The 15,705-nt window shown below is 65.0% G+C and carries 17 protein-coding genes; 5 read left to right on the forward strand and 12 right to left on the reverse strand.

Annotated elements, in window-relative coordinates; translation table 11 throughout:
- Positions 1-84: 84 nt before the first annotated feature.
- Positions 85-1,149, reverse strand: a complete 1,065-nt coding sequence (locus tag PRtIB026_RS19995; protein WP_110733451.1) for an AI-2E family transporter — start codon at positions 1,147-1,149, stop codon at positions 85-87.
- A 124-nt stretch (positions 1,150-1,273) separates the two neighbouring features.
- On the opposite strand from PRtIB026_RS19995, the gene yegQ reads away from it, so the two are divergent.
- The 5 genes from yegQ to PRtIB026_RS20020 all read left to right on the forward strand — a co-directional run bounded on the left by yegQ (position 1,274) and on the right by PRtIB026_RS20020 (position 6,392).
- Positions 1,274-2,608, forward strand: coding sequence for a tRNA 5-hydroxyuridine modification protein YegQ (gene yegQ / locus PRtIB026_RS20000; protein ID WP_203652025.1), 1,335 nt, complete (start codon positions 1,274-1,276; stop codon positions 2,606-2,608).
- A gap of 146 nt (positions 2,609-2,754) precedes the next feature.
- On the forward strand, positions 2,755-4,491 hold the full coding sequence (locus tag PRtIB026_RS20005) for a copper resistance system multicopper oxidase (protein ID WP_203652024.1): 1,737 nt from the start codon (positions 2,755-2,757) through the stop codon (positions 4,489-4,491).
- Positions 4,484-5,389, forward strand: a complete 906-nt coding sequence (locus PRtIB026_RS20010) for a copper resistance protein B (protein WP_203652023.1) — start codon at positions 4,484-4,486, stop codon at positions 5,387-5,389. Before PRtIB026_RS20005 ends, PRtIB026_RS20010 begins: the two co-directional genes overlap by 8 nt.
- 137 nt (positions 5,390-5,526) lie before the next feature.
- The gene (locus tag PRtIB026_RS20015; RefSeq protein ID WP_203652022.1) at positions 5,527-5,955 is read left to right on the forward strand and encodes a DUF411 domain-containing protein; all 429 of its coding nucleotides are present in this window, start codon (positions 5,527-5,529) and stop codon (positions 5,953-5,955) included.
- Positions 5,955-6,392, forward strand: a complete 438-nt coding sequence (locus tag PRtIB026_RS20020) for a YqaA family protein (protein ID WP_203652021.1) — start codon at positions 5,955-5,957, stop codon at positions 6,390-6,392. Before PRtIB026_RS20015 ends, PRtIB026_RS20020 begins: the two co-directional genes overlap by 1 nt.
- Positions 6,393-6,447: 55 nt before the next feature.
- Here PRtIB026_RS20020 and PRtIB026_RS20025 read toward each other — a convergent pair whose 3' ends face one another.
- The 11 genes from PRtIB026_RS20025 to PRtIB026_RS20075 all read right to left on the reverse strand — a co-directional run bounded on the left by PRtIB026_RS20025 (position 6,448) and on the right by PRtIB026_RS20075 (position 15,648).
- Positions 6,448-7,656 carry a hypothetical protein gene (locus PRtIB026_RS20025; RefSeq protein ID WP_203652020.1) on the reverse strand — a complete coding sequence of 403 codons (1,209 nt, stop codon included), beginning with the start codon at positions 7,654-7,656 and terminating at the stop codon, positions 6,448-6,450.
- 111 nt (positions 7,657-7,767) lie between these two features.
- Complete coding sequence (locus tag PRtIB026_RS20030; protein ID WP_203652018.1) at positions 7,768-8,589, reverse strand: hypothetical protein; 822 nt, start codon at positions 8,587-8,589, stop codon at positions 7,768-7,770.
- A 14-nt stretch (positions 8,590-8,603) separates the two neighbouring features.
- On the reverse strand, positions 8,604-9,764 hold the full coding sequence (gene sctE, locus PRtIB026_RS20035) for a type III secretion system translocon subunit SctE (RefSeq protein ID WP_203652016.1): 1,161 nt from the start codon (positions 9,762-9,764) through the stop codon (positions 8,604-8,606).
- Positions 9,754-10,260 (reverse strand): SycD/LcrH family type III secretion system chaperone, encoded by a 507-nt coding sequence (locus tag PRtIB026_RS20040; RefSeq protein WP_203652014.1) that lies wholly within the window; start codon positions 10,258-10,260, stop codon positions 9,754-9,756. The genes sctE and PRtIB026_RS20040 overlap by 11 nt, the downstream gene beginning before the upstream one ends.
- An 8-nt stretch (positions 10,261-10,268) precedes the next feature.
- Positions 10,269-11,189: a virulence-associated V antigen gene (locus PRtIB026_RS20045; protein WP_203652007.1), complete on the reverse strand. Its 921-nt coding sequence runs from the start codon at positions 11,187-11,189 to the stop codon at positions 10,269-10,271.
- Between the two features lie 185 nt (positions 11,190-11,374).
- On the reverse strand, positions 11,375-13,474 hold the full coding sequence (gene sctV / locus PRtIB026_RS20050; RefSeq protein WP_203652005.1) for a type III secretion system export apparatus subunit SctV: 2,100 nt from the start codon (positions 13,472-13,474) through the stop codon (positions 11,375-11,377).
- Complete coding sequence (locus tag PRtIB026_RS20055) at positions 13,471-13,800, reverse strand: tetratricopeptide repeat protein (RefSeq protein WP_203652003.1); 330 nt, start codon at positions 13,798-13,800, stop codon at positions 13,471-13,473. The genes sctV and PRtIB026_RS20055 overlap by 4 nt, the downstream gene beginning before the upstream one ends.
- Positions 13,801-13,804: 4 nt before the next feature.
- Complete coding sequence (locus PRtIB026_RS20060; RefSeq protein ID WP_203652001.1) at positions 13,805-14,170, reverse strand: hypothetical protein; 366 nt, start codon at positions 14,168-14,170, stop codon at positions 13,805-13,807.
- Positions 14,167-14,538, reverse strand: a complete 372-nt coding sequence (locus PRtIB026_RS20065; protein ID WP_203651999.1) for a hypothetical protein — start codon at positions 14,536-14,538, stop codon at positions 14,167-14,169. Before PRtIB026_RS20065 ends, PRtIB026_RS20060 begins: the two co-directional genes overlap by 4 nt.
- 2 nt (positions 14,539-14,540) lie before the next feature.
- Complete coding sequence (locus PRtIB026_RS20070) at positions 14,541-14,825, reverse strand: TyeA family type III secretion system gatekeeper subunit (protein ID WP_203651998.1); 285 nt, start codon at positions 14,823-14,825, stop codon at positions 14,541-14,543.
- Complete coding sequence (locus PRtIB026_RS20075) at positions 14,806-15,648, reverse strand: HrpJ domain-containing protein (RefSeq protein ID WP_232857013.1); 843 nt, start codon at positions 15,646-15,648, stop codon at positions 14,806-14,808. Before PRtIB026_RS20075 ends, PRtIB026_RS20070 begins: the two co-directional genes overlap by 20 nt.
- Positions 15,649-15,705: the final 57 nt, after the last annotated feature.

Consider the following 15,705-nt stretch of genomic DNA (forward strand, 5'->3'; position numbering starts at 1 on the left):
GATGCAGCCCATTCGCGGGTAAACCCGCTCCCACAGGTTTCGTGCAGTGCCCTGTGGGAGCGGGTTTACCCGCGAATGGCCCTTTCAGGATGGCAGTTGCACCTGCGGCTTGGTCGAGGCAAAGATCGCCCAGCTGGAAATGAACAACGCCGCGATCAACGGCCCGATCACGAAGCCATTGAGCCCGAACACCGCCAACCCGCCCAAGGTCGACACCAGCACCAGGTAATCCGGCATCCGCGTATCCTTGCCCACCAGGATCGGCCGTAGCAGGTTGTCCACCAACCCGATCACCAGCACGCCGAACGCCGTCAGCACGATCCCCTGCCAGATCGCCCCGGTCAGCAGGAAATACAGCGCCACCGGTCCCCAGACGATCCCCGCGCCCACCGCCGGCAATAGCGACAGGAACGCCATCAGCACCGCCCACACCAGCACGCTGGGAATGCCCAGCACCCAGAAGATCAGCCCACCCAGCGCCCCCTGGGTGATCGCCACCAGCAGGTTGCCCTTGACCGTGGCCCGCACCACGCGCTTGAACTTCAACTGCAGGCGGCGCTTCTGCTGCTCGGGCAGCGGCACCGCCTGGCGCACCTTGCGCGCCACCTCCGCGCCCTCGCGCAGGAAGAAGAACAGCAGGTAGAGCATGATGCCGAAGCTCACCAGGAACTCGAAGGTACCCTGGCCGAAGCTGAACGCCTGGCCGGCGAGGAACTGGCTGCCCTGGGTGGCCCACTTGGTGATCTTGTCGCGCAGGCCATCGAGGTTGCCCATGCCCATGCGGTCGAGGAAATGCTGGGCATAGACAGGCAGCATATCCTTGCCACGCTCGATATAGCCGGCAATGTCCAGCTGGCCGCTTTCGATGCGTTGGTACAACGCCGCGCCCTCCTGCACCAGCAAGGCACTGATGATGATCACCGGCAGCACGGCGACCAGCAGGCAGGTGGCCAGCGCCGTCGCCGTGGCCAGGTTGCGCCGCCCGCCCAGGCGCAGCAGCAGATGGCGTTGCAACGGAGAGAATAGAATGCCGAGGATCACCGCCCAGAAGATCGCGCCGGAATACGGCAGCAGGATCCAGATGAAGGCGATGGTCACCAGTGCCAGCAGCACGGTCAGGGCTTTGTTCTGCAAGACGGCTTCGTTCATGGTCATTCCTCGGGGGCTCAACAATTTAGTGCCCCGCGCATCGGCAAAAGTGCCGTTGATCCAGATCAATACCTGCACAGTGCCGCCGACTTAGCATCCGCGCCTTTTGCCCCCGGTGCGCACCATGACCTCTCCCGCCAAGCCCGAACTGCTCGCCCCCGCCGGCACCCTCAAGACCATGCGCTACGCCTTCGCCTACGGCGCCGACGCAGTCTATGCCGGCCAGCCGCGCTACAGCCTGCGGGTGCGCAACAATGAGTTCGACCACGCCAACCTGGCCCTGGGCATCCAGGAGGCCCAGGCCCAGGGCAAGCGCTTCTACGTGGTGGTCAACATCGCCCCGCACAACGCCAAGCTCAAGACCTTCCTCAAGGACCTGGCGCCAGTGATCGAGATGGGCCCGGATGCGCTGATCATGTCCGACCCGGGGCTGATCATGCTGGTGCGCCAGCACTTCCCGCAGATGCCCATCCACCTGTCGGTGCAGGCCAACACGGTGAACTGGGCCAGCGTGCAGTTCTGGCAAGGCATGGGGCTGACCCGGGTGATCCTGTCGCGGGAGCTGTCGCTGGAAGAGATCGAAGAGATCCGCCAGCAGGTGCCTGAAATGGAGCTGGAAGTCTTCGTGCACGGCGCGTTGTGCATGGCCTATTCCGGGCGCTGCCTGCTGTCGGGCTACATGAACAAGCGCGACGCCAACCAGGGCACCTGCACCAATGCCTGCCGCTGGAAGTACCAGGCCACCCCGGCCAGCGAAAACGCCACGGGCGACATCGTTCGTGAATGCGAGCCGACCCTGGGCCTCGGCGCACCGACCGAACAGGTGTTCCTGCTCCAGGAGTCCAACCGCCCCGGCGAAGAGATGCCCGCCTTCGAGGACGAGCACGGCACCTACATCATGAACGCCAAGGACCTGCGCGCGATCCAGCACGTCGAGCGCCTGGCCCGGATGGGCGTGCACTCGCTGAAGATCGAAGGCCGCACCAAGTCGCACTTCTACTGTGCCCGCGCCGTGCAGTCCTACCGCCAGGCCATCGACGACGCCGTGGCCGGACGGCCGTTCGACCGCAGCCTGATGAGCAACCTCGAGTCCCTCGCCCAGCGCGGCTACACCGAAGGCTTCCTGCGCCGCCACGTGCACGACGAGTACCAGAACTACCAGCGCGGCAACTCGGTGTCCGAGCGCCAGCAGTTCGTCGGCGAACTGACCGGTGTGCGCGTGGACGGCCTGGCCGAAGTGAAGGTAAAGAACCGCTTCGCGGTGGGCGATCACCTGGAGCTGATGACCCCGCGCGGCAACTACCACTTCGACCTGCACCGCCTGTGCGACCGCCAGCAGCAGGCCATCAGGGTGGCGCCGGGCGACGGCCATGTGGTGTACCTGCCGATTCCCGAGCAGGTGTCGCTGGAGTTCGGCCTGCTGATGCGCGACCTGGAGAGTGGCGAGGCCGTTGCCTGACAAATCTGTAATCCGCGCCTCAGGTGGCTGACAGGCGCTGGCGACGACCATCGGTGTCATTCCCGATCGCGGGGCAAGCCCGCTCCCACCGTGGGAGCGGGCTTGCCCCGCGATCGGATGGACCTTGCCAGCACCGAGAACATGCCATGCCACCGACTCCAACCCGCCGCACCTTCGTCAAGGGCCTGGGTGCCGCCAGCGCCCTGGCCGGCCTCGGCCTCTGGCGCCCGCTGGCCCAGGCCGCCGAGGGCCGTCTGCCGCTGCATGACCTGAGCGGCCAGCAGTTCGACCTGTTCATCGGCCAGACCCCGGTCAACATCACCGGCCGCCCACGCACCGCGCAGACCATCAACGCCAGCCTGCCCGGCCCGCAGCTGCGCTGGCGCGAGGACGACACCGTGACCCTGCGCGTGCGCAACCGCCTGGACCAGCCCACCTCGATCCACTGGCACGGCATCATCCTGCCGGCCAACATGGACGGCGTGCCGGGCCTGAGCTTCGCCGGCATCGAGCCCGGCGGCGACTACCTCTATCAGTTCACCCTGCGCCAGAGCGGCACCTACTGGTACCACAGCCACTCCGGGCTGCAGGAGCAGGCCGGCGTGTACGGCGCCATCGTCATCGAGCCCCGCGAACCCGAGCCGCACAAGTACCAACGCGACCATGTGCTGTTGTTCAGCGACTGGTCGGACCAGGCGCCGGAAGCCCTGATGGCCACCCTGAAGAAGCAGTCAGACGCCTTCAACTACCACAAGCGCACGGTCGGCGACTTCGTCGATGATGTTGCTGAGAACGGCTGGGGCAAGGCCGTCGACAATCGCTGGGCCTGGGCGAAGATGCGCATGAGCCCCACCGACCTGGCCGACATCAGCGCCGCCAGCTACACCTACCTGCTCAACGGCCAGCCCCCGGACGGCAACTTCACCTGCCTGTTCCAGCCCGGCGAGACCGTACGCCTGCGCCTGATCAACGCCTCGGCGATGACCTACTTCGACTTCCGCATTCCGGGCCTGAAGCTCACGGTGATCGCCGCCGACGGCCTGCCGGTGACCCCGGTGACCGTGGACGAGCTGCGCATCGCCGTGGCCGAGACCTATGACGTGCTGGTCACCGTGGGCAACCTGCCCGCCTACACGCTGTTCGCCCAGAGCATGGACCGCACCGGCTTCGCCCGTGGCACCCTGGCCCGCGCGGCGGGTCTGCAGGCCCCCGTGCCCGAGCCGGACCCGCGTCCGGTGCTGACCATGGACGACATGGGGCACGGCGGCATGGGGGGGATGGACCATTCGAACATGCCAGCGATGGACCACGGCAATATGGCGGGCATGGACCACTCGAACATGGCCGGCATGGCCATGATGCAAGGCCACCCCGCCAGCGAAACCGACAACCCGCTGGTGGACATGCAGACCATGGCCCCCCGGGCCAACCTGGCCGATCCCGGCATCGGCCTGCGCGACAACGGCCGCCGGGTGCTGACCTACGCCGACCTGCGCAGCCCCTACTCCGACCCGGACGGACGCGAACCGTCGCGGGACATCGAGCTGCACCTGACAGGCCACATGGAACGCTTCGCCTGGTCGTTCGACGGCATCAAGTTCAGCGATGCCGAGCCGCTGCGCCTGAAATACGGCGAACGGGTGCGCATCACCCTGGTCAACGACACCATGATGACCCACCCCATCCACCTGCACGGCATGTGGAGCGACCTGGAGGATGAACAAGGGCGCTTCCTGGTGCGCAAGCACACCATCGACATGCCCCCCGGCAGCCGGCGCAGCTACCGCGTAACCGCCGATGCCCTGGGCCGCTGGGCCTATCACTGCCACCTGCTCTACCACATGGAGACCGGCATGTTCCGCGAGGTACGGGTCGATGAATGAGAACCGCAACCGCCACATCGTCACCGGTGTCGCGCTGATGGCCTTGCTGGCCAGTGAACGGGCCCTGGCCGCGGGCATGGACCACATGAACCATGGCGCCATGCCGATGGACCACGGCCAGATGAACCACACCAGCATGCCCATGGACCACAGCCAGATGAACCACGCGGCGGCGGCCCCCGGCCAACCGCGCACACCGCTGCCGGTGATCACCGATGCCGATCGCCGCGCCGCCTTCCCGCCGTTGCCGGGGCATCAGGTGCACGACCGGGCGACCAACTGGGCAGTGATCGTCGACCAACTGGAGTACCAGAACTTCGAAAGCAGCGGCGCCCTGAACTGGAACGCCACTGCCTGGGTCGGCGGCGATATCGACCGCCTGTGGCTGCGCACCGAGGGTGAGCGGGAACAAGGCAAGACCCACAAGGCCGAGCTGCAGGCCCTCTGGGGCCATGCCATCAGCCCCTGGTGGGAACTGGTCGGTGGCGTGCGCCAGGACTTCAAGCCCGCCAGCGGCCAGGGCTGGGCCGCCTTCGGCATCCAGGGCACGCCGCTCTACGGCCTGGAGCTGGAAGCCACCGCCTACGCCGGCGAGCGGCAGCAGACCGCGCTGCGCCTGGAGGCCGGTTACGCTATGCTGCTGACCAATCGCTGGGTCCTCGAACCGACCGTCGAGGCCAACTTCTTTGGTCGCAACGACGCCGGGCGCGAACAGGGCTCGGGGCTGGCCGAAAGCGAAGTGGGCCTGCGCCTGCGCTACGAGATCACCCGCGCGTTCGCGCCCTATGTCGGGGTCAGCTTCAACCGCCTGCACGGCAACCGCGCCGAGCAGGCCAGGGAGGATGGCGAGGACATCGGCCAGACCCGGCTGGTGGCCGGGGTTCGCCTGCGTTTTTAAGGGCTGACGTCGCCCCTGTGGGAGCGGGTTTACCCGCGAATGCAATGGTGGACTCGCTGACGCATTCGCGGGTAAACCCGCTCCCACAGGGGCCGCGCAGATCAACCAGATGTGTTTTGTTTCACAGGAGCTCCACCATGCTGCGCAAACACCTGCTCACCCTCGGCCTGCTGGCCGTCACCGGCCTGGCACAGGCCGCCGAGACCATCGATGTCTACCGCGACCCCAACTGCGGTTGCTGCAAGGAGTGGATCAAGCACCTGAGCGATAACGGCTTCACCGTCAACGACCACGTCGAGCCAAACATGAGCGCGGTCAAGCAGCGCCTGGGCGTCGAGCCACGCCTGGCGTCGTGCCACACCGGGGTGATCGACGGCAAGTTCGTCGAAGGCCATGTCCCGGCCGAGCAGGTGCGTCTGCTGGCCAAACGCAACGACCTCAAGGGTATCGCGGTGCCGGGCATGCCGATGGGTTCGCCGGGCATGGAAATGGGTGACCACAAGGACGCCTACCAGGTCATCGGCGTGACCCGGGATGGCCAGGATACCGTGGTCGCCAACTACTGATGCTCAGCCTCGGGGCGCTGTTCCTCAGCGCCTTCGGCGCCGCCACCCTGTTGCCGCTGCAGTCCGAGGCCGTGCTGGTCGGGCTGCTGCTGCGCGAACCGGGCGCCTGGGCGACCCTGCTGCTGGTGGCCACGCTCGGTAACGTGCTCGGTTCCATCGTCAACTGGCTGCTGGGCCGGGCCATCGAGCACCTGCGCGAACGCCGCTGGTTCCCGTTCAGCGCCAGCCAGCTGGAACGCGCCCAGCAACGCTACCAGCGCTGGGGCCAGTGGTCATTGCTGCTGAGCTGGATGCCGGTGATCGGCGACCCGCTGACCTTGATCGCCGGGATCATGCGCGAGCCGTTCTGGCGTTTCGTGCTGCTGGTCACCCTGGCCAAGGGCGGGCGCTATATCGTGGTGGCAATGATCACCCTGGGCTGGTTTCACAGCGGGTGACCTAAAGGGATTCGAAAGGCTGGCCGGGGCCCTGAGGCCCCAGCCAGTCTCAAGCTCAAGCCGCGTCGGCAGCCTGCAGGTTGCCGAGCAGACGCCCTGCCATGTCCAGCTTCTTCTGCAGTGTGTCCACGAATGAGAGCGCAGAGTGGGCCTGCAACAGATCGGGTTCCAGCTTACGCTGCCCGAAGAGGTCGCCGTAGGAGTGGGTCTGCCCTATCGCCGTGTGGTCCAGCACCATTGAAGCGATTGCCTTTTCGGCGGCACTGCCATGCTCGGCAAGACGCTCCAGGTGCTCAAATGACTGAGAAAGCGGACTGGTCGGCCGTTGCAGCGAATTCATGGTCGCGTTGAAGTCATTACGCGTTGGCAGAGCGACCTCATCGTCGATCTTGACAAATCCGAGCTTGACGTCCTTCAACGATGTTAGCGGATCAGGCTGTCCGATGGTCGCCCCACCGCAACTCGCTTCAGGCTCCACAGGCTGTGCAGGGCTCGCTTCGGCCAAAGTGCCGGCTACCACCGAAGCGGCATCGTCGTATGCTTGCGCCACGACAACTGGCGCCAGCGCATCGGACTTCTGGGCGAACAGGTCGATGAACTCGGCATCGACCTCTTTGACAAACGCCACCACCGCTTCAGGTCCTACCTGCTCGGGATCCGGAAACTCGGCAAACTTCGAAGCCAGGAAAATCACCGCATCGAGCACCTTGGCGGCAGCCATCGGATCGTTCTGCATCAGTTTGATATTGTCCGGAAACTGGGCCTCTTGCAAAGAGTAGCCACCGACGATATCGACCTCGGTGATGCTCGTCCCAACCTTCAGCTCTGGCACAAGCTCGCCCAGCTTGACGACATTCGACAACAGGCAGTTGGCGTTACGCATGATATTGCTGCCCGTGAGCTGCTCCGTGTAACTGGCCATGAACTGCTCGGTTGGCAGATTCTCCTGCTTCGCCAGTATCCCGCTGGCCTGCGACCTCATGACATCCGGCAGCCCTTTGGCCATCTGCTCGTTTAATGAACGCATCATGTCCGGCGCCGAAGCCGTGGCCTGCGCGCCGCCCGTCGCCACACCGGGACGAAAGCCGAGGAACTCGGCAATCGCGATGAACAGGCGCATCAGGATGCCATGCTTCTGCGGCTCCTCGTGACGCGCCAGGCGCTGCGCTGACTCGCTGGTTTTCACCTGTGCGCAGTCACTGCTCTCGTTGACTGGATGCAACTGGGCGGCACACACCCAACTGGTTGAAACCGATTCGATCATTGTACAAACCTCTTCTTGCAGCATCGTTTAACTTGGGAAAAGACCACTCTCACACCCGCAAGAACCTGGATCCTTACGGCTTGCAACATCCTTGCAGGAAAGCTGACGTGCTCAGGCCATGATGCCCGCAGCCCTGATCCCCTGATTGTCGTTGCGCAGGATTTCCTGGATCAGTTGACGCAACTGATCGATCATCTTCGCCAGGTCATCGGTACAGCGCTGGAACAGCTCCTTCTGGTTGCCGGCAACCGCCGCCTCGAGCTCCTGCTCTTTTGCCCAGACATCCTGCAGCGACTTGATGGCATGGGCGATGCCAGTGCCAAAGGCTGCGCCGCTCTGGGCCACGCCATTGAGCGTATGCAGCGTGGTATTGCGGGTGTCGATGGCGTTCTGCAGGTGCTTGACCTCGATACGGTTCTCGGCAATCAGCCTCTTCGAGGCCATCGCAACCTCACCGGACTTGGCAAACTCGGCAGCATGGCTGGCTTGTTCCAGGCCCTTGATCGTGCGCGCATCCCCCAGGTTCTTGAGCATGCCGGTGGTGCCGCTGGCCAGGGTGAACATGCCCAATGCGCCGCTGACGGCCGCCGAGGCGAACAGCGCATTGCTGGCGGTTCGCATCCAGCCGATCTGCTCCTTGCTCGCCAGCACGCTGACTTCGGCCTGGGTCCTGCGCCCCTGGGCGTTGCCGTCACGCACCTGCATGGCGGCCCGGAGAATCGCCAGCAGGCTCTCCAGGTCCTGGCTGCAGGGCGTGGCCTGCGGTGTATCCAGGTTTACCCGCCCTTGCTTCTCGGCAAATACCGCGCGCGTCGCCGCGCAGGGCATGGCCAGCATCGCCCATAGCGGCAGCCCGGCCTTCTGCCCCTCGGTGACCGGCAGTTGGGCATCCACGTGGGACGAATGATCGACAGTGGAAATGGACAGATTCATGATTGACTCCTTGATCAGGCAATGACGTTTCGGCAAGCGATATCGGCGCAGGCCTTGCTGCGGTTGTTCAACAGTTCCAGCAGTTGCTCGAAGCGTTGCGCCTTCCCCGCGAGCAGTTGTTCAAGCGCCTTGGCCAACTGCTCGAGAAAACTGTGTCCCTGGTCCAGCAGCAGGCGCATTTCCGCCAGTTGCGCCTCGCTGCGCAGTGCCAGCCCCTGCATCACCGAACTGGCCGCCTGCCCGGCGCCGGACAGCGTGGTGGTGGCCATGCTGGCGCCGGTCAGGGTCATCTGCAGCTTGGCCTGGGTGCCCGCGCTGGCGGTCGAGCTGACCCCGGTGGAGGCGACGCCCTGGATCTTCTGGCCCACTGAAAGGACCGTCTGCGCGACCTTGCCACTCACCTTGCCGGCCACCCTGGCGGCGACCACCGCGAGGCTGCCGCCGCAGGTCAGCACCACCGAGGCCAGCGCCAGGGCGACCTCGACCGCCATCAACACCGGCCCGAGGTACTTCATCACCGCCTTGGAGATATGCCCGTCCTCGGCGGCCTGGTTCAACGACATGGACACCACCCCCATGACGCCACCCGCGATCATCAAGGCGCCCGCGACGGCGCCAAGGCCAGTGGCGACCATGACGGTCCCCACCACGATGGAGACGATGGCTGCGGCCCAGCCGAAGACCTTGGCGAACACGCTCGCCGTGCCGGCGTCCTGGTGTCGCTGAGCCACCTCCTCCATCTTCTGCGCATTGAGCGCCATCTGCTGGCGGTTTTGCTCGGTGAGCTGACGTACCTGCTGCAGGTTCAGCTCGGTCTGGCGCGCACCCAACTGGCTCAGCAGTTCAGTGAGGCGGATATCCAGTTCAGCGTCGGAGATATCCCCGGCGAGTTGGCCGAGTATCAATGCACCGACATCAGGTACCGCGACCAGCACTGGTTGCATGAGGCCTTCAGCGTCGATCAGCTTGTCGAATGCCAACCCCTGATGCAGCCCCTTCGCCAGCGGCGCTGGAGGGTCCAATCGGACACTCATGTCCTGCTTGATCGTTGCGACGCTGGACGCTGTACCGGTCTCGCCGGGCAACTGGATCGCCGTGCCCGGCAGCAGCATTTCCGATTCGATTTCAGCCGGTATCAGGAGCGGCTGCTCCACAGACAGAAGCTCAATTCGCATGACGTGCGCCCTCCTTCTGCTGCAGGGCCTCGAGCAGTACCTGCGCCTGACCTGCCAGGCCGGCATGCTCGCTGTCTACCGCCAGGATCAGCGCCTGCTCGTAGCCGCTGCGCGCCGCTGCCAGGTCGCCCAGGTACTGGTGGCATTGCGCGCCATGGAAGCTGAAACGCGGGTCCTGCGGCGCGAGCATCGCGCCATAGGCATAAGCCGGCAATGCGTCCTGGTAGCGCTCAAGCGCCTGGTACGCGCCTGCCACGCCAAGAAACGCCCGGGGGTCATAATGGTCGAGTGCCGCCAGCCCCTTGAACAGCGTGAGCGCATCGTCCAGCCGTCCCGCCTGGTAGAAGTTGAACGCCTGGGCGTAAAGCGTTTCCAGTTGCGCCGCGCATACCCCGCGCAGCATGGCGAAGGTGCCGCCATCGCCAAAGAAGCGCTCGATCGCATCGACGTTGTTGGCATCGGCATCGTGGCCGGCCATCTGTTGTACTGCCGTCATCACCTACCTCAGTTCTGCAGAATCCTGGACAGCATCGAGAACCAGGTCTCGACGAACTTCATCATCACCTCGGTGGAGGTGGTGTAGCGCGAGCCCACGTCGTTGAGCAGGGTGGTCTGTTCGGTCACCTTGTCGTTGACGATGCGGGTGCGGTCGCTCAGGGCCTGGGAGAAATTGGCCAACGGGTTGTTGTCCTTGTCCCAGGCGTACTGCGCTTTCAGGTCGCTCATCGGTCCACTGACCTTTTGCAGGCGGCCGCCGTTTTCACTCGACGCAGAGGCAGATTGCGCGCCCTCGAGGAAATGCCGCACCGTGACGATCCCGTCCGACTGGAACGTATCCAGGCTCGAGAGCAATCGGCGCTCGGAGCTCTTCTCCCAACTGTCCGCATCGAGGTCGTAGAGCTTGCGGTCGAAGAGGTTGAAGCCACCGTCTTCCAGCTTGAAGGTGCCCTTGTCGGCCATCACCACGTTGACCTTCGACTGGATCACGCTGAAGATCTTCAGCTCCGCCGTGAGGCACTTGAGCTGCTCGCTGAGCTCGGTGCGTTCGGTCTTCTGCTTGCGCATGCGCAGGCCCATCGCCGCCATCACCAGCTCGTCCATGCACAGGCGCTCGCCCAGGTTCTGCAGCTGCAAGGGCGCTCCCGGCAACCAGCCGGCATAAGCCTCGAGCAATCGGTACAGCGCGTCGACATGCTGCTCGGGCAACGGTTGCGCCAACAGGCTCTCGAAATAGGGACGGCTCTGTGCCAGACGCGCTTGCCCCTCGGCCCCCAGCAACGTCTCGATGGCCTGCGACCGGTGCTCCGCGCTCAGCGGCTGGCCTTGGCCGTCCACGGCCACGATCCCGTGCTGATCCTGGATCGCCTCCAGCCGTTTGATATCCCGCCAGGTGTCCGGCGGCGCGACACGGTCTACGTACGGCAAAGGGACAGGGCGACTACTTGCTTCAATAGAACTGCTCATCATCTGCATCCGGTTGGTCAGGTACCCTTCCTGGCACAAGGCCGGGGTACATGCCGATGAAGTCTATTGAGGTGCAAGCGGCCGCTCCGTCAGACCCGGCCGCGATTTTGTAGTTTGTGGGTACGCTTTCTGACGCCAGGCTGGCGTCAGCCGATGCGCCCCAATGGCTGGATGTTGATCTGCGTGGTGAGTTCCTGGAAGGACAGCACCGGCAAGTCGAAATAGATGCCCTCGACCAGCTTGCGCACATAGCGGCGGATATCCATCGACACCACCAGCACGGGCCTTGCCTGGGCATCCTGCAAGTCGCCCACCACGGCTTTCACCTGGGCGAGAAAGGTGTCGCTCTGCGCAGGCTCCAGGGCCAGGTAGCTGCCGGCACTGGTCTGGCGGATGCCGTTGCGGATCATCTCCTCGACCGCCGGATCCAGCAGGTAGGCCGGCAGCAGGTTGTGGCCGCTGGCGTACTTGTAGCAGATATAGCGCTTGAGGCTGCTGCGCACGTATTCGGCCAGCTGCACCACGTCCTTCTCTTTCTGCCCCCACTCCACCAAGGCTTCGAGGATCGAGCGCATGTTGCGGATCGAGATACCCTCGCCCACCAGCCGCTGGAACACCTCGGTGATGCGCTGCAACGGCAGGATGCGCTGCACCTCCTTGACCAGCTCCCCATAGCCCTGCTCCATCTGCTCCAGCAGGTAGCGGGTCTCCTGGATACCGATGAAGTCCCCGGCGTATTCGCACAAAACCTGCGACAGGTGCCAGGCAAGCACCTGGTCAATCGCCAGGAAGGCGCATCCGGCGCGCTCCAGACGCTCGCGCTGGGCCTGCTCAACCCACAGCGCTGCCCGTCCTGGCAGCAGGGCTTCGCCTTCCTCGTAGGGCACGCCGACAAGCGCCAGCTGGCTGGGCTTTTCCTGGACCAGCAGCCGTTCCGGCATCAGCCTGCCACGCGCCACCGGCACTTCCTGCAACAGGATGCGGTACTCGCCGGGGCCGAGCACGCTGCTGAAACGCAGGCGGATACCGGGAAACGGCACGCCATGATCCAGATACAGCGCCTGGCGGACCCGCGCCAGCTCGTCGTTCAGCGAGGCAGCCTCCAAGGCGGCTTGCAGGCCACTGTCCACATCGATGAGCAAGGGCACCGTCAAGGCGAACGCTTGCGCGTCAGCGGCCGTCTTCGCCTTGCCGGAAGGCTTGAGCGTGGGGGCGCCAGCGCCATTGGCCAGCAACGCCGGCAGGCCACCAGTGTGCAGCCGGCCCTCCTCCGCGATGCGCCGTTGGCGGATCGCCCACCAGCCACCGCCCCCGACCAGCAGTGCCAGGGTAAGGAAAGTGACCGTCGGAAAGCCTGGAACAAGCCCGAACAACACCAGCAATGCGCCGCCGATCATCAGGGCCTTGGGTTGCGCCATTACCTGGTTGCCGATATTCGCCCCAAGGTCGCGCGCCCCTTCGCCATCGCGGGTGACGATGATGCCGGCTGTGATGGCGATCAGCAGCGCCGGCACCTGGCTGACCATGCCATCGCCCACGGTAAGCACCGCGTAGAGCTGCAAGGCGTCAGCCGCGCTCATGCCCTTCTGCATCACGCCGATGGCCAGGCCCGCCAGCAGGTTGACCACGATGATCACCAGCCCGGCGATGGCGTCGCCCTTGACGAACTTCATCGCCCCGTCCATGGCTCCATACATCTGGCTGGCCTTCTCCACCTCGCCACGGCGCTCGCGGGCCTCGTTGACGTCGATGACCCCGGCGCGCAGATCGCCATCGATGCTCATCTGCTTGCCCGGCATGGCATCGAGGGAAAACCGCGCGCTGACCTCCGCCACCCGCTCGGCGCCCTTGGTGATGACCAGGAACTGCACGATGGTGATGATCAGGAACAGGATGCAGCCCACCACCAGGTTGCCGCCGACCACGAAGTCGCCGAAGGTCTGCACGATCTGCCCGGCGTCGGCCTCCAGCAGGATCATCCGCGTGGTGCTGATCGACAGTGCCAGGCGAAACAGCGTGGTGACCAGCAGCACCGAGGGAAACACCGAGAAATGCAGCGGCGATACGACATACACCGACATCATCAGCAGCACCACGGCGATGGTCATGTTCAGGGCGATCAGCAGGTCCAGCAACAGCGGTGGCAACGGCAGGATCATCATGAACACCACCGCCAGCAGCATCACGGCCAGCATCAGGTCCTTGCGCGCGCCGATATGGCCAAGCACCCGGGTCAAGGTGTTCATGGGTGGGCCTTGCGTCGCAGGTACTCGGCGAAGGTGGCCTGGGCCTGCTCCAACCGGCCCGCCATCTGCTGCGCCTGGCTCAGGCACAGCCACAGGGGGGCCCGCTGCTCACCGGCGTCACGCAGCGCCAGGCACTGCTGCTCGGCACGCGCCCAGTCGCCCAGTTCCAATGCAGCCACTACCGAGGCGCGGCGCCCGGCGATGTGATCGGGATCAACCCGCAACAGCACCTCCAGCAACGTATGCGCGCCCTCGGGCAGGCCACATCGCAGGTGCAGCCAGGCCAACAGCTGCAGGACATCACGCTGTTCAATCGTCAATTGCATCTATTCATACCTTGAGCAGAAGGTTGGCGTAGCACGCCAGCGTATGCCGGTCGGCCAGCAATGCCTGCAGCAGCGCCGCCGCCTGGCGGTTCTCGCGGGCCTGGGTGTTGAGGAGTTGCTCCGCCAGGGCGTCCAGCGTCGTGGCGAAGCGCTGCGGGTCGTACAGGGCATGCAGTTCCTGTTCGGGGCTGGCGTAGGACAGACGCAGGCGTTCCATCCGATGCCGCGGGTACAGTTCACGCAGATGAGCCTGCACGGGTTGCCCCGGCATCGGCAGCGGTTCGCCAGCCGGCCGTGGCAACGCAGTGTCGGCTGCCAATGACGGCAACCACAGGTCAGGGAGCTGCCCGGCTCGCTCGATCACGCTCATGCCGTGAGCACTTCGACACGCACCCGCGACAGCAGCCGGCAAGCCTCATGCAGTACCTGCTCGGTCACCCGGTGCTCATCAAGGCTGACCAGCAACACCAGGCGGTCGTCAGGCAGCAGGCCGCAACGCGGCAGTTGGCCAGGCGCCTGATGATCATGGACCTGCCTGAGCGCACTCGACAGGGCACGTTCAAACAGTGCTCCATGCACGGGAAAGGTCAGCCAGAGTGTCAACTGCCCTGCCTGTCGCTCAAACTGCACGACACCGATATCCGCAAGTTCCAGACGCTGAAAGGTCTCCTGCGGATGCGCCAGAATCACTCCCTGATCGCGACAGAACCGGACCATGGCTTCAGTACACAAGTCCATGCTCACGCCTCCCGCCCGCCATGCAGCGACGCTTCTTCGTCGTCGATGAGCTGGTCCATGGTCAACTGACAGATCGCCAGCAGGTGCTCGCGCTGGACCTCTTCGCTGAACACCTGCAAGGGCAGCAGGCGAAAGATCCGCCGCAGTTCACGCAGGCAATGGACACGTTGAGCGCCAGGGGCCAGCGGCAGCGCGGCGAGCAGGCGCAGGATGTCCTGTTCGGTGATCCAGCGCTTGTCGAGCAGCGCCAACAGGTCGCTGACCAGATCAGAAGGCCCGTACGCCACTGGGCTCTCCGGCAAGCTGGCGGAACAGCGCGGCCGTGTCGCTTTCCAGTTTCTTGAGGGCCTGCACCAGCTTCATGTCGCTGATGACCTGCTGCAGCTGGTTGCTGTCCAGGTGCGAGGACGGCCCGCTGATATGACTGGCCAGGCCGTTGAGCATGAACTGGGCGATATCGCCGATGGCCGCATCGCCGAAGCGTGCGCGCAAGTCGTCCCAGGCGTGCCGGAGCCCGCGATAACCGCACAGGAAGTCGCAATAAACCTCGCGCAGCGCGGCCACCTCGGCGACACCCTGCTCCTGGGTCGCCTGTGCCAGCGGACCGATCTCGATCCCCAGTTCGATCGCCTGGCCTTGCGTCTGCGCCATGCTTGCCATGGCTTGGTCCAGCTTGCCGAGCAAGTCGCGGGTATCAGCCGCCTTGCCCAATGCATCACGGGCATAGGCCAGGGCCAGGTAGCGATGGCAGGCTTCGCCGGAGAAGCCATCCAGGCGTGCCTCCAGCTCCCCCGGTGTCAGATGAGGATGCTGACGCAACCAGGCCACCAGTTCATCCAGGGCGCGGCGCTGGACGTCCGGCACCTTGGCCAGCATCTCCTCGGCCGCCTGGCCCGCCTGCTGCCCATGCAGGCGCGCATCGGTGACGCGACTGCGGGCACTGAGCCGGGCATTGGCCAGCGACGAGAATGCCATCGACAGCTCCTCCGCCATCTCGGCCTGCTGCCCCATCGGGGTCACCTGCCGCGCCTGGACGGTTGCCTGCGCCTCCCAGCCGCCCCCCATGTCCACCATCGGGTCAACCCGGGCAAAGCCGATGCCTTCGCTCATCCCCACCTCACTTCGAAATAAATGAATGAGCGGCATGCTAGAGGCAAGCCAGCAGCC

Origin of the sequence: Pseudomonas sp. RtIB026 (genome assembly GCF_016861355.2) — a bacterium.
Classification (GTDB): domain Bacteria; phylum Pseudomonadota; class Gammaproteobacteria; order Pseudomonadales; family Pseudomonadaceae; genus Aquipseudomonas; species Aquipseudomonas peradeniyensis.